Origin of the sequence: Actinoplanes sp. NPDC048967 (assembly GCF_040649415.1) — a bacterium.
In the GTDB taxonomy this organism is placed as follows: Bacteria; Actinomycetota; Actinomycetes; order Mycobacteriales; family Micromonosporaceae; genus Actinoplanes.
This window is the reverse complement of sequence record NZ_JBEZFL010000012.1, coordinates 43,125-67,001: the sequence shown is the minus strand read 5'-3', so window position 1 is coordinate 67,001 and position 23,877 is coordinate 43,125. Positions and strand designations below refer to the sequence as shown.

Annotated in this window: 28 protein-coding genes; 16 read left to right on the top strand and 12 right to left on the bottom strand. The window is 72.9% G+C overall.

Translation table 11 applies throughout. The features are described 5' to 3' along the window. Position 1: 1 nt before the first annotated feature. Entirely contained in the window at positions 2-1,204 is a 1,203-nt protein-coding gene (locus AB0C12_RS38445; RefSeq protein WP_360555511.1) for an ADP-dependent glucokinase/phosphofructokinase, read from the top strand. Then, positions 1,201-2,160, top strand: a complete 960-nt coding sequence (locus AB0C12_RS38440; protein WP_360555509.1) for a carbohydrate kinase — start codon at positions 1,201-1,203, stop codon at positions 2,158-2,160. The genes AB0C12_RS38445 and AB0C12_RS38440 overlap by 4 nt, the downstream gene beginning before the upstream one ends. Here AB0C12_RS38440 and AB0C12_RS38435 read toward each other — a convergent pair. Beyond that, the gene (locus AB0C12_RS38435; RefSeq protein ID WP_360555508.1) at positions 2,112-3,572 is read right to left on the bottom strand and encodes an MFS transporter; all 1,461 of its coding nucleotides are present in this window, start codon (positions 3,570-3,572) and stop codon (positions 2,112-2,114) included. The genes AB0C12_RS38440 and AB0C12_RS38435 overlap by 49 nt on opposite strands. A gap of 66 nt (positions 3,573-3,638) precedes the next feature. On the opposite strand from AB0C12_RS38435, the gene AB0C12_RS38430 reads away from it, so the two are divergent. Genes AB0C12_RS38430 through AB0C12_RS38420 form a run of 3 tightly spaced genes read left to right on the top strand, consistent with a single transcriptional unit; the run spans position 3,639 to position 4,960 of the window. Continuing rightward, positions 3,639-4,274, top strand: coding sequence for a helix-turn-helix domain-containing protein (locus AB0C12_RS38430; protein ID WP_360555506.1), 636 nt, complete (start codon positions 3,639-3,641; stop codon positions 4,272-4,274). 52 nt (positions 4,275-4,326) lie between these two features. Further along, positions 4,327-4,716 carry a hypothetical protein gene (locus AB0C12_RS38425; RefSeq protein WP_360555504.1) on the top strand — a complete coding sequence of 130 codons (390 nt, stop codon included), beginning with the start codon at positions 4,327-4,329 and terminating at the stop codon, positions 4,714-4,716. Positions 4,717-4,774: 58 nt separating this feature from the next. Next, on the top strand, positions 4,775-4,960 hold the full coding sequence (locus AB0C12_RS38420; RefSeq protein ID WP_360555503.1) for a hypothetical protein: 186 nt from the start codon (positions 4,775-4,777) through the stop codon (positions 4,958-4,960). Positions 4,961-5,000: 40 nt separating this feature from the next. Here the strand turns inward: AB0C12_RS38420 and AB0C12_RS38415 are convergent, their stop codons facing one another. Next, the gene (locus tag AB0C12_RS38415) at positions 5,001-6,050 is read right to left on the bottom strand and encodes a hypothetical protein (protein WP_360555501.1); all 1,050 of its coding nucleotides are present in this window, start codon (positions 6,048-6,050) and stop codon (positions 5,001-5,003) included. A 91-nt stretch (positions 6,051-6,141) separates the two neighbouring features. Here AB0C12_RS38415 and AB0C12_RS38410 point away from each other — a divergent pair, with 91 nt between their 5' ends. The 4 genes from AB0C12_RS38410 (at position 6,142) to AB0C12_RS38395 (ending at position 9,893) form a co-directional block, all read left to right on the top strand. Then, positions 6,142-6,768, top strand: a complete 627-nt coding sequence (locus AB0C12_RS38410) for a TetR/AcrR family transcriptional regulator (RefSeq protein WP_360555499.1) — start codon at positions 6,142-6,144, stop codon at positions 6,766-6,768. Between the two features lie 51 nt (positions 6,769-6,819). After that, positions 6,820-7,758: a DJ-1/PfpI family protein gene (locus tag AB0C12_RS38405; RefSeq protein ID WP_360555498.1), complete on the top strand. Its 939-nt coding sequence runs from the start codon at positions 6,820-6,822 to the stop codon at positions 7,756-7,758. Positions 7,759-7,835: 77 nt separating this feature from the next. Next, positions 7,836-8,840, top strand: a complete 1,005-nt coding sequence (gene gap, locus AB0C12_RS38400) for a type I glyceraldehyde-3-phosphate dehydrogenase (RefSeq protein WP_360555496.1) — start codon at positions 7,836-7,838, stop codon at positions 8,838-8,840. Positions 8,841-9,011: 171 nt separating this feature from the next. Continuing rightward, a complete protein-coding gene (locus AB0C12_RS38395) occupies positions 9,012-9,893 on the top strand; it encodes a hypothetical protein (protein ID WP_360555494.1) in 882 nt (293 codons plus the stop codon). Positions 9,894-9,943: 50 nt separating this feature from the next. Here AB0C12_RS38395 and AB0C12_RS38390 read toward each other — a convergent pair whose 3' ends face one another. Together AB0C12_RS38390 and AB0C12_RS38385 are read right to left on the bottom strand one after the other, a co-directional pair. Further along, a complete protein-coding gene (locus tag AB0C12_RS38390; protein WP_360555766.1) occupies positions 9,944-11,338 on the bottom strand; it encodes an alpha/beta hydrolase in 1,395 nt (464 codons plus the stop codon). 139 nt (positions 11,339-11,477) lie between these two features. Next, positions 11,478-11,939, bottom strand: coding sequence for a VOC family protein (locus AB0C12_RS38385; RefSeq protein ID WP_360555492.1), 462 nt, complete (start codon positions 11,937-11,939; stop codon positions 11,478-11,480). A gap of 127 nt (positions 11,940-12,066) precedes the next feature. On the opposite strand from AB0C12_RS38385, the gene AB0C12_RS38380 reads away from it, so the two are divergent. Next, positions 12,067-13,041 carry a YafY family protein gene (locus AB0C12_RS38380; RefSeq protein ID WP_360555491.1) on the top strand — a complete coding sequence of 325 codons (975 nt, stop codon included), beginning with the start codon at positions 12,067-12,069 and terminating at the stop codon, positions 13,039-13,041. 7 nt (positions 13,042-13,048) lie between these two features. Here the strand turns inward: AB0C12_RS38380 and AB0C12_RS38375 are convergent, their stop codons facing one another. The 5 genes from AB0C12_RS38375 to AB0C12_RS38355 form a co-directional block, all read right to left on the bottom strand. Continuing rightward, positions 13,049-13,735, bottom strand: coding sequence for a GTP pyrophosphokinase family protein (locus AB0C12_RS38375; RefSeq protein ID WP_360555489.1), 687 nt, complete (start codon positions 13,733-13,735; stop codon positions 13,049-13,051). Between the two features lie 171 nt (positions 13,736-13,906). Then, on the bottom strand, positions 13,907-14,890 hold the full coding sequence (locus AB0C12_RS38370) for a methyltransferase (RefSeq protein ID WP_360555488.1): 984 nt from the start codon (positions 14,888-14,890) through the stop codon (positions 13,907-13,909). Positions 14,891-15,018: 128 nt separating this feature from the next. Beyond that, positions 15,019-15,600, bottom strand: a complete 582-nt coding sequence (locus AB0C12_RS38365; protein ID WP_360555487.1) for a lytic polysaccharide monooxygenase — start codon at positions 15,598-15,600, stop codon at positions 15,019-15,021. A 183-nt stretch (positions 15,601-15,783) separates the two neighbouring features. Further along, complete coding sequence (locus AB0C12_RS38360) at positions 15,784-15,960, bottom strand: hypothetical protein (RefSeq protein ID WP_360555486.1); 177 nt, start codon at positions 15,958-15,960, stop codon at positions 15,784-15,786. A 167-nt stretch (positions 15,961-16,127) separates the two neighbouring features. Further along, positions 16,128-16,997 (bottom strand): LysR family transcriptional regulator, encoded by an 870-nt coding sequence (locus AB0C12_RS38355; protein ID WP_360555485.1) that lies wholly within the window; start codon positions 16,995-16,997, stop codon positions 16,128-16,130. A 99-nt stretch (positions 16,998-17,096) separates the two neighbouring features. Here AB0C12_RS38355 and AB0C12_RS38350 point away from each other — a divergent pair, with 99 nt between their 5' ends. From AB0C12_RS38350 to AB0C12_RS38335, 4 genes are all read left to right on the top strand, one after another. After that, positions 17,097-17,717 carry a LysE family translocator gene (locus AB0C12_RS38350; RefSeq protein WP_360555483.1) on the top strand — a complete coding sequence of 207 codons (621 nt, stop codon included), beginning with the start codon at positions 17,097-17,099 and terminating at the stop codon, positions 17,715-17,717. A gap of 109 nt (positions 17,718-17,826) precedes the next feature. After that, on the top strand, positions 17,827-18,081 hold the full coding sequence (locus AB0C12_RS38345; protein WP_360555482.1) for a hypothetical protein: 255 nt from the start codon (positions 17,827-17,829) through the stop codon (positions 18,079-18,081). A gap of 16 nt (positions 18,082-18,097) precedes the next feature. After that, positions 18,098-19,636, top strand: a complete 1,539-nt coding sequence (locus tag AB0C12_RS38340) for a histidine kinase (protein ID WP_360555480.1) — start codon at positions 18,098-18,100, stop codon at positions 19,634-19,636. Between the two features lie 20 nt (positions 19,637-19,656). Then, entirely contained in the window at positions 19,657-20,313 is a 657-nt protein-coding gene (locus AB0C12_RS38335) for a response regulator transcription factor (RefSeq protein ID WP_360555478.1), read from the top strand. A gap of 20 nt (positions 20,314-20,333) precedes the next feature. Here AB0C12_RS38335 and AB0C12_RS38330 read toward each other — a convergent pair whose 3' ends face one another. Genes AB0C12_RS38330 through AB0C12_RS38320 form a run of 3 tightly spaced genes read right to left on the bottom strand, consistent with a single transcriptional unit; the run spans position 20,334 to position 23,098 of the window. Continuing rightward, positions 20,334-21,545 (bottom strand): GDSL-type esterase/lipase family protein, encoded by a 1,212-nt coding sequence (locus tag AB0C12_RS38330; RefSeq protein WP_360555476.1) that lies wholly within the window; start codon positions 21,543-21,545, stop codon positions 20,334-20,336. After that, the gene (locus tag AB0C12_RS38325; RefSeq protein ID WP_360555474.1) at positions 21,542-22,111 is read right to left on the bottom strand and encodes a TetR-like C-terminal domain-containing protein; all 570 of its coding nucleotides are present in this window, start codon (positions 22,109-22,111) and stop codon (positions 21,542-21,544) included. Before AB0C12_RS38325 ends, AB0C12_RS38330 begins: the two co-directional genes overlap by 4 nt. Positions 22,112-22,171: 60 nt before the next feature. After that, positions 22,172-23,098: a zinc-binding alcohol dehydrogenase family protein gene (locus AB0C12_RS38320; protein WP_360555472.1), complete on the bottom strand. Its 927-nt coding sequence runs from the start codon at positions 23,096-23,098 to the stop codon at positions 22,172-22,174. A gap of 83 nt (positions 23,099-23,181) precedes the next feature. On the opposite strand from AB0C12_RS38320, the gene AB0C12_RS38315 reads away from it, so the two are divergent. Next, a complete protein-coding gene (locus AB0C12_RS38315; protein ID WP_360555470.1) occupies positions 23,182-23,589 on the top strand; it encodes a MarR family transcriptional regulator in 408 nt (135 codons plus the stop codon). Between the two features lie 57 nt (positions 23,590-23,646). After that, positions 23,647-23,823 carry a hypothetical protein gene (locus tag AB0C12_RS38310; RefSeq protein ID WP_360555469.1) on the top strand — a complete coding sequence of 59 codons (177 nt, stop codon included), beginning with the start codon at positions 23,647-23,649 and terminating at the stop codon, positions 23,821-23,823. The last annotated feature ends 54 nt before the right edge of the window (positions 23,824-23,877 follow it).

The following is a 23,877-nucleotide window of genomic DNA, read 5'->3' as shown; positions in this document are numbered from 1 at the left end:
GATGGCCGACGCCTCCTGTGTGGTCCTGGGCCTCGGCGGCTGCGTCGACTACGAGCTGAAGCTGACCGCCGATGCCCTGGAACAGCTCGTTGCCGAGCACGGCATCACCGCCGGGGACCTGACGCCGCCCGCGGTGGTGAGCAGCGTTCGGGACCTCGTGGTGTCGATCCTCGGTTACGTGGCCCGGGGCGGGGGCGGCGAACACTACGTCGCCTCCGCCCCGGCGCTCGAGAGCTTCGCCGCCCGGTTCCCGTACCGGCCGGCGCTGGGCGGGACGTCGGTGCGGGCCGGGATCCTGATGAGCCGGCTGGGCGTGCCGTCGACGCTGCACCTGGTCAGCGTCAACGACACGGTACGGCGGCTGCTGCCCCCGGACACTGAGTACGTCTCCAGCGGCACCGAGGACACCTTCTACCCGCACCTGATCGTCCAGTACGACCGGGGCCTGCGGATCCGCACCGGCGATCTGGACATCACCGCGCCGTTCCCGAACCGGCTGATCTACGTCAACGACCCGGCCAACGGCGCCATGCTGCTCACCGGCGACCTGGGGGACCGGCTGGGCCAGGCGGAGGTGTTCCTGATCTCGGGGTTCAACGCCATGCGTTCCGCGGCCGAGCTCGATCGGCGGCTCGCCGAACTGCGCGCGCACATGCGGCAGCTGCCGCCGGCGGCGGTGACCTACTTCGAGGACGCGGCGTATCACGAGCCGGCGTTCAGCCGCCGGGTCCGCGACGCGTTGCTCGACCGGATCGACGTGTACGGGCTGAACGAGGACGAGCTGCAGGCGTACCTCGGGCACTCCGTCGACCTGCTCTCGGCGCCGTCGGTGGCGGACGCCCTGACCGCGGTGCACGCGCTCATCCCGGTGCCGGCGCTGGTGCTGCACACCAAGTACTGGGCCCTGGTCCTCGGTTCCGGTGCCGAGGCCTATGCGAAAGCCCTCGACACCGGCACCCTCATGGCCGCCACCCGCTACTGCCACGGCGACGACTTCACCGACGAGGACGTCGACCGCCTGCGCCGGCAACCGCGGCGGCGCGAGTCGGTGGCCTTCGCCGCCGAGCTGGGCGAGCGGATGGGCGACGTGGTCCACTGTGTACCCGGCTTCGCGCTGGACGTCGGGAACCCCACCACCGTCGGGCTCGGCGACACGTTCGTCGGTGGCTTCCTCGCCGCGGTCGCCCGGAGGGAGTTCCGATGACCGTCCAGGCCCTGCCGGCCAACCAACCCGAGACGTTCTACCGCGGCGCCGGGCGGATCGCCGAGTTCCGCAACGGGCCCGCGCTGCCGGATCGGCCCGAGGACTGGGTGGCCTCGGTGACCACGCGCTTCGGGCTGGCCCCGTCCGGCCTGTCCTGCCTGCCCGACGGCCGGGTGCTCGCCGAGGCGATCGAGGCCGACCGGCGCCACTGGCTCGGGCCGGACCGGGCCGACCCCGGGATCCTGGTGAAGCTGCTGGACGCGGGACAGCGGCTGCCGTTGCACGTGCACCCGGACCGCCGTTTCGCGGACGCGCATCTCGCCTCGCCGTACGGGAAGACCGAAGCCTGGGTGATCGTCTCGGCCCGCCCGGGCGCGTATGTCCATCTCGGCTTCGCCCGCGACGTGGCGGCCGAGGAGCTGGCCGGCTGGGTGACCACGCAGCGGACCGGGCCGATGCTGGCGGCCACCAACCGGATCCCGGTGGCGGCCGGCGACGCCGTGCTGTGTCCCGCCGGTCTGCCGCACGCGATCGGCGACGGCATCCTGCTGGTCGAGATCCAGGAACCGACCGACTTCTCGGTGCTGCTGGAGTACAAGGACTTCGGCCTGTCCGACGGGCACCTGGGACTCGGCTACGAGCAGGCGTTGCAGTGCGTGGACCGCGGTGCGTGGACGCCGGCACGCCTCGACACGCTGCGGGGCGGGCGGCGGCTGCTGCCCGAGGCCGCGGACGAGTTCTTCTCCGCTCGCCGCTTGCGCGGCGGTGACCGCCTGGACCAGGGCTTCAGCGTGCTGGTGGTGGTGGGCGGCGAGGGCCGGCTGACCGGTGAGAAGGACGATCTGTCGCTGCGGCGGGGGGACACGCTGCTGGTGCCGTACGCCGCCGGTCCGCTCCGGGTGGACGGTCAGGTCGAGGTGATCAGGCTGGCGCCCGGCTCACCGTCACGCGCGTAGCGATGGGTGCGCAGGATCGCCCAGCCGACCAGCGCCGCCGACACGGCGGTCAGCGTGAGGCCGGCGATGGTGGCCGCCTGCTCGAACTGGGCGGTCTGCCGGGCGGACCAGGCCGAGGCGGCGATGGTGCCGGTGACCGCCGTGGCGAGGATGGTGCCGGTGATCGCGATGCCGGCCCCGGAGGTGACCTCGGAAGCGGTGTCGACCAGGGCCGCGCCGATCGTGGTCCGGTCCTTCGGCAGTCCCCGCAGCACGTTGACGCCGGCGACCACGCCGACCACGCGCATTCCGGCCGCCACCAGCACCAGGGCGACTGCGATCCACGCGTACCCGAAGGTGCCCAGCAGGCCGTAGACGCCGAGCCCGGCCACCACCGCCGTGGCGCTGAGCCACGCGGCCCGTTCCAGGCCGACCCGCCGCACGAACGGATCGACGAACGCGCCTCCCGCCACCAGCACGACGACCTGGGGCAGCATCCCGACGGCGGCCATCGCGGGTGACCACCCCCGGTCGAGCTGCAGCTGCAGCGTCACCAGGTAGCCGAGACCGGCGGTCGCCAGCCCGGCCGCCGCTTTGTAGGCCAGGCCGCCGGCGACCAGGGGATGGGCCACGAGCCGCAGGTCGAGCAGCGGATGCCGCGCCGAACGCTCGCGCAGCACGAAGAGCGTCCCGCCCGCGACGGCTGCCGCGGTGGCCGTCCACGGCGCCCACGAGCCGCTGCCCTCGTCGACGAACAGCGTCGGTGCGACCAGCGCGAGCACGATCGTCGCGGTGCCGAGCACCGCCCCGAGGACGTCCATCGGGTCACGACGGAGATCGGACGGCTCGTCGGCGGCGATGCCGGTGCGCACGCCGACGACCGCCAGTGCGGCGATGGGCACGTTGACCAGCAGCAGCACCTGCCACGGGGCGATCGCCAGCACCAGGCCGCCGGCCGTCGGGCCGATCGCCAGCCCGATCAGCCCCACGGTCGAGATGAGGGTCATCGCCCGAACCCGCAGGCTGTCCCGCTCGAACAGCCGGAAGGCCAGCGCCATGGATCCGGGTGTCGTCATCGCGGCCGCGACGCCCATCAGCCCTCGCACGACGATCAGCTGCTCCGCCGTGGTGACGAACGCGGTGGCCAGGCTGGCGGCGCCGAGCAGCAGCAGGCCGAGGAGCATGATCCGCCGGCGGCCGAACCGGTCGGCTGTCGCGCCGAACAGCAGCATCAGCCCGCCGAACACCACCGCGTAGGCACCGGTCACCCACTGCAGCGCGACGGTCGAGGCGTGCAGCTCGCGGCCGATGGTGGGCAGCGCGACGTTCAGGATCGAGTTGTCCAGCATCTCGAACAGGAACACCGCGGACAGCCCGGCGAGGGCCACGCGGGCCTCCCGCAGGGAACGGGGTGCGGGTGCTGTGATCGTCATGCCGGAACCTTAACGCTAACCGTTAGTGTTTTGCAACGGTTAGCGTTTCGCTGGTAGGCTGGGGTCGTGACCGAGCAGCCCGGACGACGCGAACGCAAGAAGGCCGCCACCCGCAAAGCCATCGCCGATACGGCGCTGCGCATGTTCCTGGAGCGCGGCTACGACGCGGTGGGGATCCGAGAGATCGCGGCGGCGGCCGATGTGGCCATCACGACGCTCTTCGCGCACTTCCCGTCCAAGGAGGCGCTGCTCTTCGACGAGGACCCCCAGCGGGAGCAGCGGCTCATCCGGGCGGTGACCGACCGTGAGCCGGGCCGGTCGGTCCCCGACGCGCTGCGCCGGCACCTGCACGAGGCCGTCCGGGAGCTGGCCACGCCCGGCTCGATGGCCTTCTGGCAGCTCGTCGACAGCTCACCCGCCCTGCGGGAGTACGCGACGACGATGTGGTTGCGCCACGAGGCCGCGCTGGCCACCGCGCTCGCCGCCGACCTCGGCCGGCCGGAGCCGTCGACGCTGTGCCGGGCGTTCGCCCGCTTCGTGCTCGGGGTGCATCCGCTGGCGCGGGAGGCGGCGGATCCGGCGGCCGCGGTCGACGAGATCTTCGACCTGATCACCCCGGGCTGGGACGCCGCGGTCGCCGCCGGGCCCCGCGCCCACGCCCGCGTCACTGCTGCCGACGCTGAGCCGGCCCGAGAGGCCTGAGCTCAGGGTTCTCAGCGCTGACCGTGACCCGGCCGGCGCCTCCGGATCATCGGTGCCGGCGGCCGAGCGGCCGGCCGGCCGATGCCGCGGTGGACGGCAGTACGGTCAGCCCGAGTGCGGCCATGACCGCCGCACCGAGCAGTCCTCGGGGGTCGCCGCGCTCGCCGCCGCCTTCACCTTCGTGAACGTCGGCTCCGGGCCGGGCGCCGTGCCGGGCCGGGCGTCGTGCCGGGCCGGGCGCCGGATCCGCGTCGGACGCCGTGCCGGGCGCGGGGCGCCGTGCCGCGCGCCGGCCGCTGCCGAGGCCTCACCCGGCCGGCTCGCCCTGGTCGACCACCGCGGCCCGCAGCCCCGGAAGTTCACCATCGACAAAGCGCCCGACGGCTTCTTCGCCCAGAACCCGCCGGCTTCTTCGCCCAGAACGACGACGAGGGTGGCCTGACCATCGCACCCGTCGCGGCCCAGCGTCCCGGCCCGGCGTCGATCCCTCGCAGGATCCGATGTACGACCCGCCTGACCTGACTGCCGTCCCGCACTCGGTCGGCTCGACCCGGCCGCTCGTCATGTCGGTGTCGCCCGAGGTGTACGCCACCGTCCAGGTCGACGTCCCGCTGAGCCGCGAGCTCGGCGCCGGGCTGCACGTGCACCGGGAGGCCATCGAGCGCGCCGCGGGAAAGGGCGACTGACCCCCCCCGCACGCCCGAGCCCGCAGGCTCACCGGATGTCTCACACTGTCGCGGTCACCTTCGGTTGCGCCGTTGCGTCGTCGATCGCCGGGCTGGTGGTGCGGCGGGCACGCAGGCCGCTGATCAGGCACAGCGCGACGCCGAGGGTGACCCAGGCGGCCAGCACGACGACCGGCCGGGTGGTGCTGTGGCCGTCGAAGAAGGCGGTCGAGCGCAGCAGTTGGCCGCCGGCACCGGGCGGGAGCAGCTGGCCGAGGGCGCCGGACCAGCCGGGCAGCATCTCCGGGGCGGTCGCGGTGCCGGAGAGCGGGTTGCCGACGAGCATCATGGTGGCGGCCCCGAGACCCAGTCCGGCCGCGCCGAGCAGCGACTCCAGCCCGAGGACGGTCAAGGCGGTGGCCGCGACGGTCAGGCCGATGGCGCCCGCGTTGGCCAGGTAGGCGCCGTCCAGCGAGCCGAGCCAGAACTGCAGGATCGCCGCCATGGCGAGGCCGCCGGTGACCGCGAAGGCGAGCGCGCCGATGACCCGGCGGCCGGTGCCCCGTACCAGGGTGGTGAGCAGCGCCGCGGCGAGCAGCCCGCCGATGACCAGCGGCAGGGCGCCGGCCGTCAGCCCGGCGCCGCGCGGGTCGTCGGCGGGCAGCGCGACGATGTCGCGGACGGCCACCGCGGGGGTCTGTCCCTGGGCCCGCGCCTGGGCGAGCGCGGTGGCGACGCCCTGCAGGGCCTGGGCGACCGGGGCGCTGGCGGCGGAAGCGGTGATGACCTGCGGGGTGCCGGTGCTCACGTCGATGGCGCCGTAGACCTCGCGGTCGCGGATGAGCCGATCGGCCGCGGCCGTGGTGTCGACCCGGGTGATCTCGAAGGCGTCCGGGAGGCGTTGGTCGAGGGCGGCGCTGACCTGACCGGCGGCGGCGCCGGACCCGACGACGGCGATGGGCACGTCGTGCACCGAGGATCGCACCGACGGCCAGGCGAAGGCGGTCAGCAGCACGCTGATGATCAGGGTCAGCAGGGCGACCGCCCCGGCCACCCGGGCCCACGGTGACGGTGTCGAGGTGTCTGCTGCTGAGAAGGCCTGTGGGGCCATGTCAACTCCTTAAGAGAACGGTTGTTCGCTTTTTATCGTGCGCGCCGCGCGCCTCCTTGTCAAGAATGAACGTTCGCTTTACTGTCGGTTCATGCCTCGCGTCTCCGAGCAGTACCGCACCAACCGCCGCGCCGAGATCCTCGTCGCGGCGGCCCGGCTCTTCGCCACCAACGGCTTCCACAACACGTCGATGGCCGACATCATCGGCGCGTCCGGGTTGTCGGCCGGCGCGGTCTACCGGTACTTCCGGAGCAAGGAAGAGCTCATCGGTGCCGTGGCCGAGCAGGCGCTGTCGGCCGCCGACGAGGTCTTCGCACAGCTGCTCGCCGACGGAGCTACGCCGTCGCCCGGCGATGTCCTGACCGCGATCATCGAGGCGGTCAACGGCCGGATAGCCGACGACCCGGTCACCGGCGTGGACTTCACCCGGATCGGCGTGCAGGTGTGGGCGGAGGCGCTGCGCAGCCCGGAGCTCGCCACCCGCGCCGGCGAGGTGTACCGGCGGCTGCGCGGGCACTTCGCCGAGGTCGCCCGCCGCTGGCAGGCGGCGGGACAGCTCGGCACCGATGCCGTGCCGCAGCAGGTCGGCGCGGCCATGCTCAGCCTGGTGCAGGGCTTCGTGCTGCAACGCCTCCTGGTCGCGGACACCGACACCGCCGGGTACGTGGCCGGCGTACGGGCCCTGCTGGCCTCGACGGTGTCCGTTCCGGAGGGCTGACCGCGCGCCGGTCACTGGCCGGATCCTTGCGGTCGATGTCATGGTGGCCCCATGAATCATCGGGTCGTGGTGCTCGTGCTGGAGGGCGCCAAGCCGCTCGACGTCGGCATTCCCGCGCAGGTGTTCGCCAACCGGCCGACGATGCCGTACCAGGTGTTCGTGTGCGGGGCCGCGCCCGGACCGGTGGCCGGCGGGGACGGGCTGTCGTACCACGTGGCCGAGGGGATCGAGGCCTTCGCGCACGCGGACACGATCTTCATCCCGGGTTACCGGCAGCCCGCCACCACCGAACCGCCGGAAGCGGTCGTCGCGGCGCTGCAGGCCGCCCACCGGCGCGGCACCCGGCTCGCGGCGATCTCCACGGGCGCGTTCGCGCTCGCGGCGACCGGCCTGCTGGACGGCAAACGGGCGACCACCCACTGGCACTACACCCGGGCCCTCGCGGAGAAACACCCCCAGGTACGGGTCGACGAGAACGTCCTGTTCGTGGACGAGGGTGACGTGCTGACCTCGGCCGGCGCGGCGTCCGGCATCGACCTGTGCCTGCACCTGGTACGCCGCGACCACGGCGTCGGACTGTCCAACATCGTGGCCCGGCGGCTGGTGGCGGCGCCGTACCGCAGCGGCGGCCAGGCCCAGTACGTGCCCCGCAGCGTCCCCGAACCGCTCGGCGACGTCTTCGCCGGCACCCGCGAGTGGGCGCTGGCCCGGCTGGACGAGCCGCTCACCCTGGAAGCGCTGGCCCGCAACGCCCGGGTGTCGGCGCGCACCTTCTCCCGGCGGTTCGTGGAGGACACCGGCTACACGCCGATGCAGTGGGTGCTGCGGGCCCGCGTCGACCTCGCCCGCGAGCTGCTCGAGGTCACCGGCCTCGGCGTGGAGCAGATCGCCGCCCGGGTCGGTCTCGGCACGGCCGCCAACCTGCGCCTGCACTTCCAGCGCATCCTCGGCACCTCCCCGACGGAGTACCGCAACACGTTCTCGTCCTGATCTTGATGGCGGGATCCTTGCGCATGGTGGCTCCTCAGCCACTGTCGCCGCCCCGGCGGGTCCTCGACGATGAATCCATGACTCGCATCGCCGTCAACGGCTTCGGACGCATCGGACGTAACACCCTGCGGGCCCTGCTGCAGCGCGACAGCAAGCTCGAGGTGGTGGCGATCAACGACCTCGCCGCCCCGGAGACCCTCGCCCACCTGCTCCGATACGACAGCGCGCTGGGCCGTCTCGGCCGCCCGGTCGAGCTCGACGGCACCGATCTCACGGTCGACGGCCACCGCATCCGGTTGTCCGCCGAACGCGAGCCGGCCGCCCTGCCCTGGGCCGACCTCGACGTCGACATCGTGCTGGAGTCGACCGGCCGCTTCACCGCGGCCAAGGCGGCCCGGGCCCACCTCGACGCCGGGGCGCGACGGGTGCTGGTGAGCGCGCCCTCCGACGGGGCCGACGTCACCCTCGCCTTCGGCGTGAACACCGGTGCGTACGACCCGGATCGTCATCTGATCGTCTCCAACGCGTCCTGCACCACCAACGCGCTGGCCCCGCTGGCGTCGGTGCTGGACGACCTGGCCGTCATCGAGCACGGCTTCATGACGACCGTGCACGCGTACACGCAGGAGCAGAACCTGCAGGACGGGCCGCACCGCGATCTGCGCCGGGCCCGGGCGGCGGCGGTGAACATCGCCCCCACGACGACCGGTGCGGCGAAGGCGATCGGCAAGGTGCTGCCCCGGCTGGACGGCAAGCTCACCGGTGACTCGATCCGGGTGCCGGTGCCGGTGGGCTCGCTGGTGGAGCTCAACACCACGGTCGAGCGGGCGGTGAGCCGCAACGAGGTGCTGGCGGCCTACCGGGCCGCGGCCGGCGGCGCCCTGCACGGCGTCCTGGAGTACACCGACGACCCGCTGGTCTCCAGCGACATCACCGGCAATCCGGCCTCGGCGGTCTTCGACGCCGCCCTGACCCGCGTGGACGGCCGGCACGTCAAGGTGGTGGCCTGGTACGACAACGAGTGGGGTTTCGCCAACCGCGTCATCGACACGCTCGAGCTGATGGCTGGGGCGTCCCGCTGACACAGGTCCCCCGGGTGTTCACCACAACCGATCGCGACTTCGGTGACCGCCGGCGCCGGCCCGCCCGGTGGCGAGCCGCGCACCACCAGGACGGGGCTTGCGGCACGTTCCTACACTCCCTCCTTTGTGGACCGACTCGGTCGGTCCCACGGGGGACGAAAGGAAGTTCAGATGAACCGCAGCATCCGCCGCACGCTCGTGGCGGCTCTCCTCGGCGCGACCACCGCGCTGACCGGCGTCAGTGCGGCCGTGGCCGCACCGGCCGCCCGCACCGCGCCGCTGGCCATCACCGCCACCGACCTGGTCTACGGCCAACCCGATCTCTCCGGCATGCGCACCGGCACCACCACGGTCAGCATCACCAACCGTAGCGGCGCCACCATCGCGGCGCCGCTGCTGACCCTGCCCTACTCGGGTCTGCTGAACATCGACCACGGCGCCCTGACCGGGTGCCCGCGGGCCCAGCTGGCCGGGGACACGTTCCGTTGCTGGGCCGACCCGCTGGCGCCGGGCGAGACCCGGGACTTCGAGATCGGCTGGCTGACCCGCGAGCGCGGCCCGGGCGCCACAGTCACGACCAAGGTCGAGGTGGCCCGCGAGCCCGGTGGTGCGCCGGTTCCGCGTACCGCGGCCAGGACCAGCTGGCGGGTGTCGTTCGCGCCGCTCACCGGCACCTTCGACATCACGGCCACCGAGCTGCGGCTCGCCCGGGAGGCCGACGGCGTGTGGCGCGGCACCGTAGGGGTCACGGTGACCAACATCAGTGCCGAGCCGGTGCCGTACCCGGTGGTGCGTTTCTTCACCCCCAGTGAGGAGACGCAGGCCTGGACCGACTGCGTGTCGGTGCTGGCCGGACCGGAGGTCCCGGCCTGCCTGCTCGCCCCGCTGGCCGCGGGGGAGACCCGTCAGGTGTCGCTGGTCTGGGCGTCGCCGTGGGGCCAGCCGGGAGTCGACCCGACCGTGCGCGTCGACGCGGCCCCGGACGCGACCGGCACCGCCGTCATCGAGGGCACCGGCGCGGGCACCGAGGTCCGCGTCGTCCCGGTGAGCTGACCGGCCGGCCGGGTGGTCCTGTCCGGCGGGACGGGACCACCCGGTCGTGGCTAGGCCGCGGGGGCCGGCGGGGGTGCGGCGCAGGTGGCACCTCTGGGCGGCAGCACGAGATCGATCAGATACCGGTCGACCACCGCCCCGGTGCACGGCGTCGTCCGGTACGCACCGTGGCCCCAGCCCTCGTAGGTGACCAGCCGGCCGTGCCGGCCCAGCTGCGCGGCGACGTGGGTGGCCCATTCGTAGCCGGTGCGCGGATCGTGCCGGGCGTTGAGCAGCAGCAGCGGGGTCCTGGTGTGGACCCGCGGCACGTGGATCGGGTTGCGGACCGGCGTCGGCCAGCCCAGGCACGTCCCCACGGCGAGCAGGCCCGCGCCGTAGCGCACGTCGGGTGCCGCGGCCGCGGCCGTCCTGACCAGATCGGCGTACTCGGCGTAGTCGCGCACCGGCATCGGCCAGTCGTTGCAGAACACGGCGGTGCTGATCGGCGGGATGGCGGCCGGCACCGGGGTGCCGGCGGACAGCGACTGCACCGCCCCGGCGAAGCCGGGCCAGTCCGGCCGGGCCAGCGCGCCGATCGGGATCGCGGCGATGTCGAAGCCGGTGTACGGCGCGTACTCGCCGCGGTCGGCCCGGGCCAGCACGTCGGCCCAGATCCCGCGTACGTCCTTGCCGTGCAGCACGCACGCGGTGCTCGCGTCACACCACGCGACGAACTCGTCGAACGAGTCCTGCGCCGCGATCGCGGAGGTACGCACGAATTCCCGTACGCCGAGGCTGTGGTCGAACACGCTCTCCAGCACGACGGCCCGGACCCGGCCGGGGTACCGCTCGGCGTACTGCGTGCCGAGCAGGGTGCCGTACGAGCTGCCGTGGAAGGTCAGCTTCGGCTCGCCCAGCGCACGGCGCAGCGCCTCCAGGTCGCGCACAGTGCTGAGCGTGTCCGCGTGGTCGAACACCGGGCTGGTCGGGCGGCAGGCGTCCCACAGCGCCCGGTTGTAGGCGGTCAACGCGTCGAAGTCGCGCTGACCGGTCAGCAGCATCGGCGGCGTGGGGACGGTGGGGTCGGGAGCGCAGCTCGGTGCACCGCTGCGGGCCACGCCACGCGGGTCGAAGCTCACGGTGTCGAACTTGTCGAGGATCTCCGGGCTGAACCGGTTGCCCTGGCGGATCCGGTTCACCCCGGAGTCACCCGGGCCGCCGGGGCCGAAAACGAGCGTGCCGGCCCGCTGCTCGGCCACGCGGGCCGGGCGGCGGGCCACCCACAGGTCGAATGTCGCCCCGTGGGGTTGCGCCCAGTCGACCGGCAGGCGCAGCGTCGCGCACCGTACCGGATCGTCCGGCTTGAGCGGCAGCTCCTTGATGTCGTCCGGGCAGGTCTGCCAGGCGAGCGCCGGTGCCGGTCGCCCGGCCGCGGCCGGGGGAGCGAGCGCGAACACGGCGGCCATGGTGACGGCGGCGGTGCCGGCCAGGACTCGTACGGTGATACTGCGGGTCATCGCACTTCCCTTCGACGAACCCACAGCATCGACGCGTGGCGACAGCGGCCGGTATCCGGAAACACCCTGAGACAGCCCTGAACCGTCCTCAGTCGAGGCAGAACTCGTTGCCCTCGGGATCGGCCATCACGATGAAGCCGGAACTCATCGGGGGCTCGGGCTCGGAGCGGCTCACCCGTTGGGCGCCGAGCGCGACGAGCCGGTCGCACTCGGCCTCCAGCGCCGCCATCCGCTCCTCGCCCTGCAGCCCCGGGGCGGCCCGGACGTCGAGATGGACGCGGTTCTTGGCGACCTTGTCCTCGGGCACCTGCTGGAAGAACAGCCGCGGCCCGCGCCCCTGCGGGTCCTCGATGGCCGACCGCGTGTTGCGCTCCTCCTTCGGCACGCCGACCCGCTCGAGGAACTCCTCCCAGGCCGCCAGCGGGTCGGCGCCGTCGGGCAGCTCGACGCCGGGCGGGCCGGGGTGGACGTAGCCGAGCGCGTCGCGCCAGAAGGAGGACAGCGCCGCCGGGTCGTGCGCGTCGAAGGTCACCTGGATCTCGCGGCTCATCGGGTAGCTCCGTTCTCGGTGGTTGTCGTGCATACAGGTCGCGCAGCAGGCCGACCTCGGACAGATGCCACCACCCTGCCACCCATGGCGGACTGGATCGGTCCGCTATCTCTGACAAAGTGGTGCCATGGATCCGGTGGGCGGCGGTGAGCGGGGCACGACCGAACGCGTGCTCACCCTGCTCGGCCTGCTGCAACAGCGCCAGGTCTGGACCGGCCCCGAGCTCGCCGACCGCCTCGGCGTCACGCCCCGCACGGTGCGCCGCGACGTCGAACGGCTGCGCACGCTGGGCTATCCCGTACACGCCAGCCAGGGTGTCGGCGGCGGCTACCAGCTCGGCCCCGGACAGCACCTGCCGCCCCTGCTGCTCGACGACGAGGAGGCCATCGCCACCGCCGTGTCCCTGCTCGCCGGTGCGGGCGGCGAGGTCGCGGGGGCCGGGGAAGCCGCACTGCGGGCGCTGACCAAGCTCGACCAGGTGCTGCCCCTGCGGCTGCGGCCCGACGTCCGCGCGCTCGCCGGCTCGGTGGATTCCTTCGGCGGTGGCCGTACCCCGGTCGACCCGGACGTCCTCACGACCCTGGCCCGGGCCTGCCGCGACCAGGTCGAGGCCGGCTTCGGCTACCCGTCCGGCAACGAGGTACGCCGGCGACGCGTCGAGCCGTACCGCCTGGTCGCCTCCGACCGCCGCTGGTACCTGTTCGCCTACGACCTGGACCGCGACGACTGGCGCAGCTTCCGCGCCGACCGGATGACCGAGGTGGCCGCCCGCACCTGGCACTTCCGCCCGCGCCCGGCCCCCGACGCGGCGACCCACGTGCAGGAGGGCGTGGCGAGCCGGGTCTACCGGCACCAGGCCCGGTTCCTGGTGCACGCGCCCGCCGACACCGTCCGCACGCAGATCCCGGCGTCGGCGGCCGTGGTCCGGCCGCGCGGGAGCAAACGCTGCGAGGTGCTCAGCGGGGCCGGGAGCCTGGACTTCGTCCTCATGCACATGGTCCTGCTGGGACACGACTTCGAGGTGCTCGACCCGCCGGAGCTGGTGGGACGCTGCCGCGCGCTGGCCGAACGCCTGCTCTCCGCCGCCGCGGCCGCGAAGTAGCCCTCGCTCAACGCTGCCCGAGCTCGCCGCGGAGCCGTTCCATCTTCTTGTCGAGGTTGCCGGCCACCGTCGCGGCCTCCTGCAGCTCCTCGACCAGGCCGGCCGGGATGTCGCCGCGGTACTTGTAGTGGATCTTGTGCTCGAGCCCGGCCCAGAAGTCCATCGCGGCGGTCCGGATCTGCACCTCGACCGGGACCAGCTCCACCCGGTCGGAGAGGAACACCGGGATCTCGAGGATCAGGTGCAGGCTCTGGTAGCCGTTCGGCTTCGGTTGCCGGATGTAGTCCCGGGTCCGGAGAACCTTCACATCGGGCTGCCGGGTGAGCATGTCCGCGACGCTGTAGACGTCGGAGATGAAACTGCAGGTGATCCTGACCCCGGCGATGTCCAGCAGGTGCTCACGGATGCTCGCGGGCTCCGGGCCGTACCCTTTGCGCAGCGCCTTCTCAGCGATGCTGGCCGGCGACTTGAGCCGCGACTTGACGTGCTCGATGGGATTGAAATCCTGCGTGAAGGTGAACTCCTCGCGCAGGATGCCGATCTTGGTGAGCACCTCGTCGAGGCCGAACTTGTAGGTCATCATGAACGCGGTGAGGTCACCCACCGCGGTGCCCAGCTCGGCACCCCGCTCGAAGGGATTGGCCCGCGGCTCGCGCCGCACCGGTCGCTGGGTGAGCTGGTCTGCCTCGATCATGCTTCATGGTTGCCCGCGGCCGCGTCCCGGCACATCCACCAGCCGCAGGCTTTCACCCCGGCGCCGTACACCAGCCGCGGTATGGACGGCCGGTGCCCGGGGCCCGCTACGCGCGGCTCGGCTTCCTCGAGACGAGCCGCACCATGGCCGAGGACCTCTGCCTCAGCGCGCTCAGTCCGGGACGGCCACCAGCACACCGGACGGCGGCGGCAGCTCGGTGAGTCCGGTGAATCTCCAGCCGGTCCCGGCCAGCCAACCGGCCACCTCGTCGACCTGGTAGAGGTCACCGCCGCTGATGACGAGGAACTCGCCGGCGCCGAAGCGGGCCGACGGGTGCGGTGCCCGGTCGGTGCGCCACCAGTCGACGAGCAGCAGCGTGGTCTCGGGGGCGGCGGCCGCGCGCAGGCGCCGGAACAGCTCGGTGATCCGGTCCGGGGGCAGCAGATGCACGAGGTTCGCGACCAGGATGACGTCGTGCCCGGCCGGCAACGGCGACGCGAAGATGTCGGCGCCGACCGCGGTCAGGCGGGGGACCGCCTGACCGGCGACCGCCGCGGCCACCTCGGGCAGGTCGATCAGGGTGACGCTCAGATTCTCGTACGCGGACAGAATCGGCCTGGCGAACGTGCCGTAGCCGCCGCCCACGTCGAGCAACCGCCGGTGCCGGCCGAAGTCGTACGCGAGGGCCAGATCGGCCGCGGTCTCGGCCGTGACGAGTGCGACCGTCGACTCGTACGCCTCGGTCTGGGCCTCGTCGAGCACCGGCCGCACGCCGCGCCGGGTGCGGAACGCCTCGATCGCGTTGCCCCAGGCCGGATAGCTCACCGTCGCCCAGTAGCGGGCCATCGGCCGCAGGTCGGCCGGGCCGCGTCCGGTCAGGAACGCCTCGGCGTCCGGCGCGGTGCGGAAGGCGGCCCCGGCCCGCTCCAGCAGGCCGGCATCGGCGAGCAGGTCGGCCATCGCCCGTGCGCTGCGTTCCGGGATGTCGCAGCGTTCGGCCAGCTGGGCCGGGGTGGCGGGCTCGGGCCCGGCCGCGGCGAACAGGCCGGTCTCCACGGCCGCGAACAGCGTCTGGGAGACCATGTAGCCGCAGTACAGATCGATGATGCGCGCCGGGCCGGGCGGACCGTCCGGCGACTCGAACACTCGGGACATCGCGGCACCTCCTCGCGTTCCGTCCACATTGTCGCCCACCGGTGAGATCCCGTGGGGGCGCTTCGCGGGGGGAAGAAGCCCGGCCCGGGACGGTGACGTCCCGGGCCGGAGTGGTGCGGTGCTGCTGATCAGCCGAAGTTCACGTCACTGCACCACATGTAGGCCTGGTCGAGGTGCGAGGCCTGCCAGATGACGAACAGGACGTGGTGTCCGGTGTAGCCGGAGGTGGAGATGTTGAACGTGATGTTCTGCGCCGGGGCGTACCGTCCGGTCTGCGTGATGAAGTCGAGGTTGCCCCACCCGAGGCTCTGGGTGGCCGGGTTGAACCCGTTCTTGCTCACGTAGACGCGGAAGAAGTCGGCGCCGTGGCTGGCCTGGTCGTACAGCTTGACCGAGAAGTTGTTGCCGACCCGGGTCTGCTTCCAGGCCCCGGGCGTGTTCAGGCTGTTGTTCCTGGTGAGCCCGTTGCTGCAGAGCTGGCCGTCGGGCGTACGGGCCTGGTACTGCCCGCCGAGGCCGTCCCGCAGCGCGCTCATCCAGTTCCACATGGTGTCGGAGTTGGCCTGGAAGGCCTGCCAGCACATGGGATCCTGCTGCTGCATGGCCGGATCGGTGTGGTGGCTGCCCCAGGACTGCCAGCACTGATAGGCCCGGGACGCCGGGTCGACGATGGTGCCGTGGGCCTGCGCCGCGCCGGCCCAGGGCAGCATGCCGGCCATGATGGCGAGGAGCAGGACGAGCGCCCGGAGAGGCTGGCGGACGGCTGGGGAGGATCGCCTACCGGATTGCCCGAGCTTGGGGGAACTCATGGATCATCTCCGTTCATCGACGTGAGGTGCCATATGGGAGCGCTCCCAAGTATGACATCGAGCAATATGAATTTCAATGATTGGTCAGTATTGGTGGGATTGTGTGACGAGTTGACGGCAGTCGCGGCTGTCGATGTCGGCCACCGCGGTCAGATCGACCGGCTGCACCCGCTGCAGCGTGCTCAGCACCCGGGCCGGCGGCCGGCTGACCGAGCGCGCCACGACCATGCCGGCCGCGACGGCCGGCCGGATCCCGGCCATGAGCACGACGATCAGCAGGGTCCGGGCGTAGCGGAACGTCGACTCGGCCGCGGCGGTGGCCTGGGCCGTCTCGACCTCGTCCAGCCTGCGGGTCGACCCCGCACCCCGCCCGGCGCGACAGCCCGGTCCGGCTGTCCGGAGCGGCAGGGTGGGCCGGTCTGGTCCGGCTATCCGGCCGAGGCGGCCTCGGTGAGGGCGGCGACGAGCGCAGCGGTGGCGGGCGGGTCCGGTGGCTCGCCGTAGGTGGCGGCGTGGATCCGGCGCAGCGGTACGGGCAGCGGGGTGGCGGTGATCGCCGGGTGGCGGTGGGCCCGCAGCGCCAGTCCGGGGATCGTGGTGACGCCCATTCCCGCGGCGACCAGGCTCTGCATCACCACCATGTCGTCGGTGGTGTACGCCAGGCGCGGGGTGAAACCGGCGCCTTCGCACATCTCCACCAGGTGGCTGCGGCACCGTTCGCAGCCGGCGATCCAGGGCGAACGCGCGTGGTCGGCGAGGGTTGTGCCGCCGCCGGTGGTGAGCAGGTAGAGCGGGTCGTCGAGCAGGTGGGTCAGCCGGATGCCGTCGTCCTCCGGGGCGGTGTCGTCGTACCGGAAGATCACCGCGACCTCGACCTGGCCGGTGCGCAGCTGATGCAGGGCCTCTTCCGGATGGGTGTCGGTCAGGCCGACCTCCAGGCCGGGGTGGCGCCGGGCCAGGATGCCGGCCGCCTGCGGGACCAGGGAGCTCATGACCGAGCCGAAGCCGGCCAGCCGGACCCGTCCCGTGCTCAGCCCGACCAGCGCGGAGAGCTCCGCGGTGGCCGCGTCGACCCGGCCGATGATCTCGGCTGCCCGGTCCGCGAGCAGGCGGCCGGCCGGGGTGAGCCGGATCCCGCGGCCGGCCCGCTGCACCAGCCCGGCCCCGAGCCGAGCCTCCAGCCGGGACAGCTGATGGCTGATCGCGGGCTGGGTGTAGCGCAGCTCCTTGGCGACCGCGGTCACCGAGCCGAGCCGGGCGACGGCGTCGATCACGCGTAGCTGCACCAGGGTCACCATTCATAAATTCTAGTCATGGGACGCGTCCAAAACTGGCATTGGACGTAAGGATCGGTCGGCGGCATCGTCAATCGCATCCGACGGAACGAGGAGACGGCGATGCTGACGTTCGCGATGACGGCCCTGGTGCTGATCATGCTGCCGGGCCCGGACCAGGCCCTGATGACCCGCAACGCGCTGGTCGGCGGCCGGGCCGGCGGAGTGCTGACCCTGGTCGGTGGCGTGCTGGGAGTGGGCGTGCACGCGGGCGCCGCCGCCCTCGGGTTGTCGGCGTTGCTGCTCGCCTCGGCGACGGCGTTCACCGTGCTGAAGATCGCCGGGGCGGTGTACCTGCTGTGGCTCGCGTCGCAGATGCTGTGGTCGGCGACGAGGTCACCGCGCGCGCCGGTCACCGACCAGCCGGACGTGGTGCCGGTGCGGCGGTCGGCGTACCTGCGGCAAGGTTTCCTGTCGAACGCGCTGAACCCGAAGGTGGCGCTGTTCTTCGTCACCTTCCTGCCGCAGTTCCTCACCGTCGGCGGCGGCTCGCCGCGGGCCGAGGCCCTGCTGCTGTCGGCGATCTTCGCGGGGCTCTACCTGAGCTGGTTCGGGCTCTACGTCGCCGCCGTGGACCGGCTCGGCCGCTGGCTGCGCCGACCGCGGGTCAAGGCGCGCATCGAGCAGGTCACCGGGCTCGTCCTGGCCACCGTCGCCGTCGGTCTGCTCGCCACCGGCCACTGATCCGGGACAGAGCGCACCCGTCAAGTCAACGAAAGTCTGATCCGGCCCCGGTACGCGTCAGTCGTTCCGCAGACGCGGGTACCGGGCCCGGATCGGCAGACTTCTCTGCATGACGTGGAAAATCGCTCTGTTCATCGGCCTGGTCGGCCTCCTCATGCTGGTCGTCTCCGCCTACCTCACCCGCCGCGCCCGCGCGCTGGCCGCCGGTCGCCCGATCGACGTCGAGGCCATGCGGGCGGACGTCGGGACGGCCCTCGACCGCGACGACCCCGCGACAGCCGTCCGGATCTACCGGCAGCACACCGGCGCCGGGCTGCTCCAGGCGAGCAAGGCCGTCGACCAGATCGCCCGGGACCGCCGGTGAGTGGTAGGAACTCGCCATGACCTTGGCCGTGCTGCGCCGGACGGGTTCGTGGCGACTGACCTACGAGATCCTGCTGACGGTGCTGGTCACCGCCGGCGTGACTGTCCCCCCGGCCGTCGCCGCCGTGTACCCGGCCGTGCCCTGGATCGTCGGGGTGAGCACGCCGCTGCTGGTGGTGCTGCGGCTGGTGCACCCGCTGGCCGCGTACACGGGGGCGGCCGTCATCGGGCTGTGCACCGGCGGGGAGAACAGCCTGCTGCTGGTGGTGCTCAGCGCCTCGTTCAGCTACCGCGTCGCCGACCGGCGGCAGCTCGTGGCCGGGCTGGGGGTGGCCTGGGCAGGTCTGCTGGGCGCGGTGTGGTGGTGGGAGGAGCCGCTCGACGGGACCACCGTCGTGCTGATGTCCGCCCTGTTCGTGCTGCTCGCGATCTTCCCGGCGGCGGCCGGCCGGCTGGTGCGCCGGCGGCGTACCTTGCTGGCGGCCATGCACCGCCGCAACGTGCAGCTGCACGACGAGCGGGACGAGGCGGCCCGGGCGGCCCAGGCCCGCGAGCGCACCCGCATCGCCCGCGACCTGCACGACTCCCTCGGCCACAAGCTGACCCTGATCTCGCTGTACGCCGGCCTGGCCCGCGACGAGAACTCGCAGTTGCTCCGGGAGGCGTCCGCCGCGGCCATGACCGAGCTGCGGCAGATCCTCGGCATCCTCGGCCAGGACGACACCCAGTCCCCGGCGCCCTCGCTGACCGGGCTGGACGAGCTGGCGGCGAACGCCCGCGCGGCCGGCTCCCGGGTGACGATCGTCCGGCAGGGCGAGGAGCGGCCGCTCGCCGCGCTCACCGAGCACGCGGCCTACCGGGTCATCCAGGAAGGTGTGACCAACGCGCTGCGGCACGCGCACGGCGGCGACATCGAGGTGTCGCTGCGGTACGAGTCCGACGCGCTCATCGCGGGTGTGACGAACACGGCGGGGCGGAGCGTCGCCCGGACGACATCCGGTCGCGGGCTGCTCGGCCTCACCGAGCGGGTCCGGGTGGCGGGCGGCCTGCTCTACCACGGTACGACGGCCGGCGGCGGGTTCCGGCTGGCGGCGACTCTCCCGTACCCGGAGGACCCGGCGGAGGCTCCTCGGACCGCAGCCGCGGCAGGTCCCGGGCCACCCCCGGCCGCCCGCGCCGACTTCGCCGAGCTGGTCGACCGCGACCGCCGGCGGTCGCGGTTCGTGCTGGCCGCCGCGACCCTCGCCATCGGCGGCGTCCTGGCGATCTGCGTCGCCGGGCTCTGGCTCACCACAACCCTGGGTACGGTCCCGCGTGCCACCTTCGATAGCGTCCACATCGGACAGAGCGCCACCGAGGTGCGCGCGCTGCTGCCCGACGCTGACATCGCCGGCGCGGTGGGCGGCCGGCCGGTGCCCGGCGCCACCTGCGAGGATCATCGCGCTGCCGTGCTGGAGCAGCTGGCCGTGGTGACCGGGCAGGACCTGATCTACCGGTTCTGCTTCCGCGACGGCACACTGGTCGACAAGCAGGAATTCCTGGACCAGCGGTCCTGACCAACCATGAGAGCGCCGCCGTGACCGACCTCATCCGCGTCCTGCTGGCCGACGACGACCGGCTCATCCGCACCGCCATCGACGCCATCCTGCGCACCACCGACGGCGTCGAGCTGGTCGCCCAGGCCGCCGACGGCCGCGCGGCGGTCGAGCTCACCGTGCGGCACCGGCCGGACGTCGCGCTGCTCGACATCCGGATGCCCGTGCTCGACGGGCTGGCCGCGCTGCGGGAGATCCGCCGGGTCGCGCCCGGGGTGCGCGTCGTCGTGCTGACCACCTTCGGCGAGGACGAGTACGTGGCCGAGGCGTTGCGCGCGGGCGCGGCCGGCTTCCTGCTCAAGGAGTCCGCCGTCGACGAGCTGCCCCAGGCGATCCGGGCCGCCGCGGCCGGGGCCGCCTTCCTGTCCCCGAAGGTCACCCGGCAGGTGCTCGACGGGCTGCCGGCCGCGCCCGTCGCCGCGGCCGAGGAGCTGCGCAAGGTCGCCACCCTGAGCGAGCGCGAACGCGAGGTGCTGGTGCTGCTGGCTCAGGGTCTGTCCAACGCGGAGATCGGCGCCCGGCTGTGGGTCAGCGAGGGCACGGTGAAGACCCACCTGTACCGGGTGTTCGCCAAGCTGGACTGCGACAACCGGGTGCGCGCCGCGATGCTGGCCCAGCGGACCGGCCTGCTCGGCTGACGACCCGCACCGACCGGTCGTCAGGCGTTGCGGTCGGCCGCGAAGGCGCCGTCGCCCGCGAAGACCAGCTTCGCGAAGCGGTCGCCCATGAGGCGGTGGGTGGCCGCGTCCGGGTGCAGCCGGTCCGGCAGCGGCAGCTCGGCGAAGTCGGCCTCGCCGTAGAGGTCGAGTCCGTTCAGGTGGTGCAGGTGCGGGTCGCCGGCGGCGCGTTGCGTCACGATGCGGGCCAGCTCGTCGCGGATGACCCGCAGGGTCAGCTTGCCCGCGGCGCGCTCGGCCGGATCGCCGGTGGCGACGAACTTGACCTGACCCTCGCGCAGGGCGTCGAGGTCGAAGGCGCCCGGACCGGGGGTGTCCTCGTGGATCGGGCAGTAGATCGGCGAGGCGACCAGCAGGGGAGTGTGGGGATGACCCTCCCGGATGGTGTCGAGGAAGCCGTGCACGGCCGGGATGAACGCGCGCAGCCGCAGCAGGTCGGCGTTCACCAGGTTGATGCCGATCTTGACGCTGATCAGGTCGGCCGGGGTGTCCCGCAGGGTGCGCGCGGTGAACGGGTCGAGCAGGGCGCTGCCGCCGAGACCCAGGTTGATCAGCTCCACGCCGCCCTTGGCGGCGGCCAGCGCCGGCCAGGTGGTGGACGGGCTCGCGGCGTCGGAGCCGTGGCTGATCGAGCTGCCGTGGTGCAGCCACACCGGCCGGTCGCCGCGGGCGGCCGGCGCGACCGGTGCATCGGTACGCAGCGCGACGAGCTCGGTGGCCTCGTTGTGCGGCAGCCAGATCTCGACGTCCTTGTCGGTGTCCGGCAGGCCGGTGAACGACACGGTGCCCACCGCGCCCGGCCGGTGCTCGGTGCTGCCGGTGGCCATGTCGATGGTCAGGGTGGCGCCGCCGGGGACGCTGCCCTGCCCGGCCAACCGGCCGTCGACCAGCAGGTCGTACACGCCGTGCGGGCGGGGCGGCAGGCCGGCGTAGGTGCGCCGGGTGGCCAGCGTGTCGAGCTCGACGGCTGTGGCGCGGGTGCGGAAGGTGATCCGTACGCCTGAGGGCTGCGCCTCGACCATGGCCAGCTGCGGGTCCGGGGTCTGCGCCCGGGCCCAGGCCGGCAGCCGGTGCGGCCGCAGGCCGTGCTCCGTGCGCTCCAGCTCGGCGGCACCGCGGACGAGCTCGGCGGTCAGGGGTGTGGTGATCCAGGTGTTGATGACGCCACCTCGGTTCGACGGGACAGGGGTCATTGCGCGGGCCAGTTGCGCAGCAGGGAGTCGAGGGCGTCCATGATGCGGGTCCAGGACTGCTGCGAGTCGGGGCTGCTGTGGTCGAAACCGCCGGCCAGCTCCAGGCTGAGGTAGCCGTGGAAGGTGCTGCCGATCAGCCGTACGGCATGGGTCTGGTCCGTCTCGCTCAGCTGATAGCCGCGGAGGATCGCGCGCAGCAGCTCCGCGTGCCGCGGCCCGGCGCCGGCCGCCGCGGTGGCCGGGTCGAGCCGCATGCGGGTCGCGGCATACCGGCCGGGGTGGGCGCGGGCGTAGTCGCGGTAGACGTCGCCCAGCGCGCTCAGGGCGGCCTTGCCCGCCCGGCCGGCCAGAGCCGCCGCACCGAGGTCGGCGAGCTCGTCGAGGGCCAGGAGAGCGATCCGGGTCCTGAGGTCGCGCGAGCCCTCGACGTGGGCATACAGGCTCGGCACCTTGACGTCGAACTGCCGGGCCAGCGCGGACACGGTGACCTGATCGAAGCCGACCTCGTCGGCCAGATCCGCCCCGGCCCGCACCAGACGCTCCGGCGTCACTCCCGCTCGCGACACGACCGCTCCTCTCTTCCTAAGCCCACTATGCATTTACCTAAGTGCCTTAGGCAAGGTGATTCACGGCACGAAGACGATCCGGTCGCCGGTCCGGCTCGCCCAGGCCTGCGAGACCTCGGCGAGCGGCACGGTGTGCGGCCGTACGTCGATCGCGCCGTTCGTGACCGCGGCGGCCAGCTCCGGCAGTTCCGCGAGGAAGTCGCGCGCGGGGACGGAGCCGATGCCGCTGCCGACGATCTGCAGCTTCGCTCCGCGCAGGGCCACGGACGGCACCGGGGCCGTCCCGCCGGCGACCGAGCCGATCTGGATCCAGCTCAGCGGGGCACTCCGGTCGGCCCGCGCGGTCAGCAGCGCCGTCATGGCGCGGGCGGACGGCTCGCCCCAGACGTAGTCGATGACGACGTCGACGTCCGCCGCGCGATCGACCTCGTCGAAGGTGATCGTCTCGTCCGCGCCGACGGCGGCCAGTCCGGCCAGCCGCGCGGTGTCGCGGCCGCAGCCGATGACCTGCGCGGCGCCGAACTGCTTGGCGATCTGGACCGCCATCCGCCCGGCGTTGCCGGTGGCGCCGAGCACGAGGACACGCCGGCCCGCCTCGAAGGAGATGCGCCGCCGCAGCGCCACCCAGGAGGACATCGCCGGGTTCATCGCCGCGGCGATCCGGACCGGGTCGATGTCGTCGGGCAGCGGCACGCTGCGGCGGACGTCGATCACGGTGCGATCGGCGAACGTGCCCAGGGCGGTGTCGTCCAGCACCGCGTAGCGCAGGCGCCCGGCGGGATCCCGCACGACCCCGTCGACGCCCGGGACCAGCGGGAGCGAAGCCGCGCTGCTGTAGTGCGTGCCGTTCGCCTTGGCCCGGACCAGGTGGTGCAGGCCCGCGGCGAGGACCTCGACGACCAGCTCGTGGTCGTTGCCGGCGACCGGCTCCGGGTGCTCGCGGTAGGTCGGCGGGGCGTCGAACGCGGTGATGACGGCTGCATGCATGGTGTCCTCCGGAGCAATGGTTTGTATTACCAACTACCCTGATGATGATTGGTATTACAAACCATGTCAACTAGTCTGAGCGCATGACTTCCGACGCCGTCGTGGACGACGCCCTGGTCCGCAGCGCCTTCCGGGTCATGGGAGTGCTCACCCGGGCCGGCGCCGCGCACGACCTGTCCCTGACCCAGCTGCGGGTCCTCGGCATCCTGCGGGACCGCCGCCTGCGGATGACCGAGCTGGCCGGGTACCTCGGCCTGGACAAGTCGACGATGTCCGGCCTCGTCGACCGGGCCGAACGCCGGGGACTGCTGGCCCGCGGCCGCAATCCCGGCGACAAGCGGGTCGTCGACGTGTTCATCACCCCGGCCGGCCTCGAACTGGCCGGCCGCGTGCAGGCCGAGATCCAGCGGGACCTGGCCCCGGCGACCGGCCGGCTCGACCCCCGTCAGCGCGCACAGCTCGCCGAGCTGCTCGAGCTCGTCCTGGCTTGAAACGGGGGTGGACAATGGAGGTTCCGCGTCCGGTGAGCTCGACCAGGGAGGCCAGCGATGAGTGGCGATCAGGAGACCGAGCCCCGTACGGAGGAGGAGCTGGCCCACCTGCGGCAGACCAGGTTCGGTCACCTGCCCGACCGGGTCCGCCCGGAGGACCTGGTCGAGTCCGAGGAGACCGACCCGGTGCACGAGGGACCGGCCGAGCCCATGGTGCGCCGCGAGTGGGGCTGATCCGGGCGGGGGCCACGACGCTCCGATTGGCTGCTTCGGCCCGGCGGCTGCGCT

What these genes read in the sequence shown, in the direction of transcription:
- AB0C12_RS38445 (WP_360555511.1), top strand. Translation starts at nt 2, where the DNA reads ATGGCCGACGCCTCCTGTGTGGTCCTGGGCCTCGGCGGCTGCGTCGAC.
- AB0C12_RS38440 (WP_360555509.1), top strand. Translation starts at nt 1,201, where the DNA reads ATGACCGTCCAGGCCCTGCCGGCCAACCAACCCGAGACGTTCTACCGC.
- AB0C12_RS38435 (WP_360555508.1), bottom strand. Translation starts at nt 3,572, where the DNA reads ATGACGATCACAGCACCCGCACCCCGTTCCCTGCGGGAGGCCCGCGTG.
- AB0C12_RS38420 (WP_360555503.1), top strand. Translation starts at nt 4,775, where the DNA reads ATGTACGACCCGCCTGACCTGACTGCCGTCCCGCACTCGGTCGGCTCG.
- AB0C12_RS38415 (WP_360555501.1), bottom strand. Translation starts at nt 6,050, where the DNA reads ATGGCCCCACAGGCCTTCTCAGCAGCAGACACCTCGACACCGTCACCG.
- AB0C12_RS38410 (WP_360555499.1), top strand. Translation starts at nt 6,142, where the DNA reads ATGCCTCGCGTCTCCGAGCAGTACCGCACCAACCGCCGCGCCGAGATC.
- AB0C12_RS38405 (WP_360555498.1), top strand. Translation starts at nt 6,820, where the DNA reads ATGAATCATCGGGTCGTGGTGCTCGTGCTGGAGGGCGCCAAGCCGCTC.
- gap (WP_360555496.1), top strand. Translation starts at nt 7,836, where the DNA reads ATGACTCGCATCGCCGTCAACGGCTTCGGACGCATCGGACGTAACACC.
- AB0C12_RS38395 (WP_360555494.1), top strand. Translation starts at nt 9,012, where the DNA reads ATGAACCGCAGCATCCGCCGCACGCTCGTGGCGGCTCTCCTCGGCGCG.
- AB0C12_RS38390 (WP_360555766.1), bottom strand. Translation starts at nt 11,338, where the DNA reads ATGGCCGCCGTGTTCGCGCTCGCTCCCCCGGCCGCGGCCGGGCGACCG.
- AB0C12_RS38385 (WP_360555492.1), bottom strand. Translation starts at nt 11,939, where the DNA reads ATGAGCCGCGAGATCCAGGTGACCTTCGACGCGCACGACCCGGCGGCG.
- AB0C12_RS38380 (WP_360555491.1), top strand. Translation starts at nt 12,067, where the DNA reads ATGGATCCGGTGGGCGGCGGTGAGCGGGGCACGACCGAACGCGTGCTC.
- AB0C12_RS38375 (WP_360555489.1), bottom strand. Translation starts at nt 13,735, where the DNA reads ATGATCGAGGCAGACCAGCTCACCCAGCGACCGGTGCGGCGCGAGCCG.
- AB0C12_RS38370 (WP_360555488.1), bottom strand. Translation starts at nt 14,890, where the DNA reads ATGTCCCGAGTGTTCGAGTCGCCGGACGGTCCGCCCGGCCCGGCGCGC.
- AB0C12_RS38365 (WP_360555487.1), bottom strand. Translation starts at nt 15,600, where the DNA reads ATGCTGCCCTGGGCCGGCGCGGCGCAGGCCCACGGCACCATCGTCGAC.
- AB0C12_RS38360 (WP_360555486.1), bottom strand. Translation starts at nt 15,960, where the DNA reads ATGGCCGGGATCCGGCCGGCCGTCGCGGCCGGCATGGTCGTGGCGCGC.
- AB0C12_RS38355 (WP_360555485.1), bottom strand. Translation starts at nt 16,997, where the DNA reads ATGGTGACCCTGGTGCAGCTACGCGTGATCGACGCCGTCGCCCGGCTC.
- AB0C12_RS38350 (WP_360555483.1), top strand. Translation starts at nt 17,097, where the DNA reads ATGCTGACGTTCGCGATGACGGCCCTGGTGCTGATCATGCTGCCGGGC.
- AB0C12_RS38345 (WP_360555482.1), top strand. Translation starts at nt 17,827, where the DNA reads ATGACGTGGAAAATCGCTCTGTTCATCGGCCTGGTCGGCCTCCTCATG.
- AB0C12_RS38340 (WP_360555480.1), top strand. Translation starts at nt 18,098, where the DNA reads ATGACCTTGGCCGTGCTGCGCCGGACGGGTTCGTGGCGACTGACCTAC.
- AB0C12_RS38330 (WP_360555476.1), bottom strand. Translation starts at nt 21,545, where the DNA reads ATGACCCCTGTCCCGTCGAACCGAGGTGGCGTCATCAACACCTGGATC.
- AB0C12_RS38320 (WP_360555472.1), bottom strand. Translation starts at nt 23,098, where the DNA reads ATGCATGCAGCCGTCATCACCGCGTTCGACGCCCCGCCGACCTACCGC.
- AB0C12_RS38315 (WP_360555470.1), top strand. Translation starts at nt 23,182, where the DNA reads ATGACTTCCGACGCCGTCGTGGACGACGCCCTGGTCCGCAGCGCCTTC.
- AB0C12_RS38310 (WP_360555469.1), top strand. Translation starts at nt 23,647, where the DNA reads ATGAGTGGCGATCAGGAGACCGAGCCCCGTACGGAGGAGGAGCTGGCC.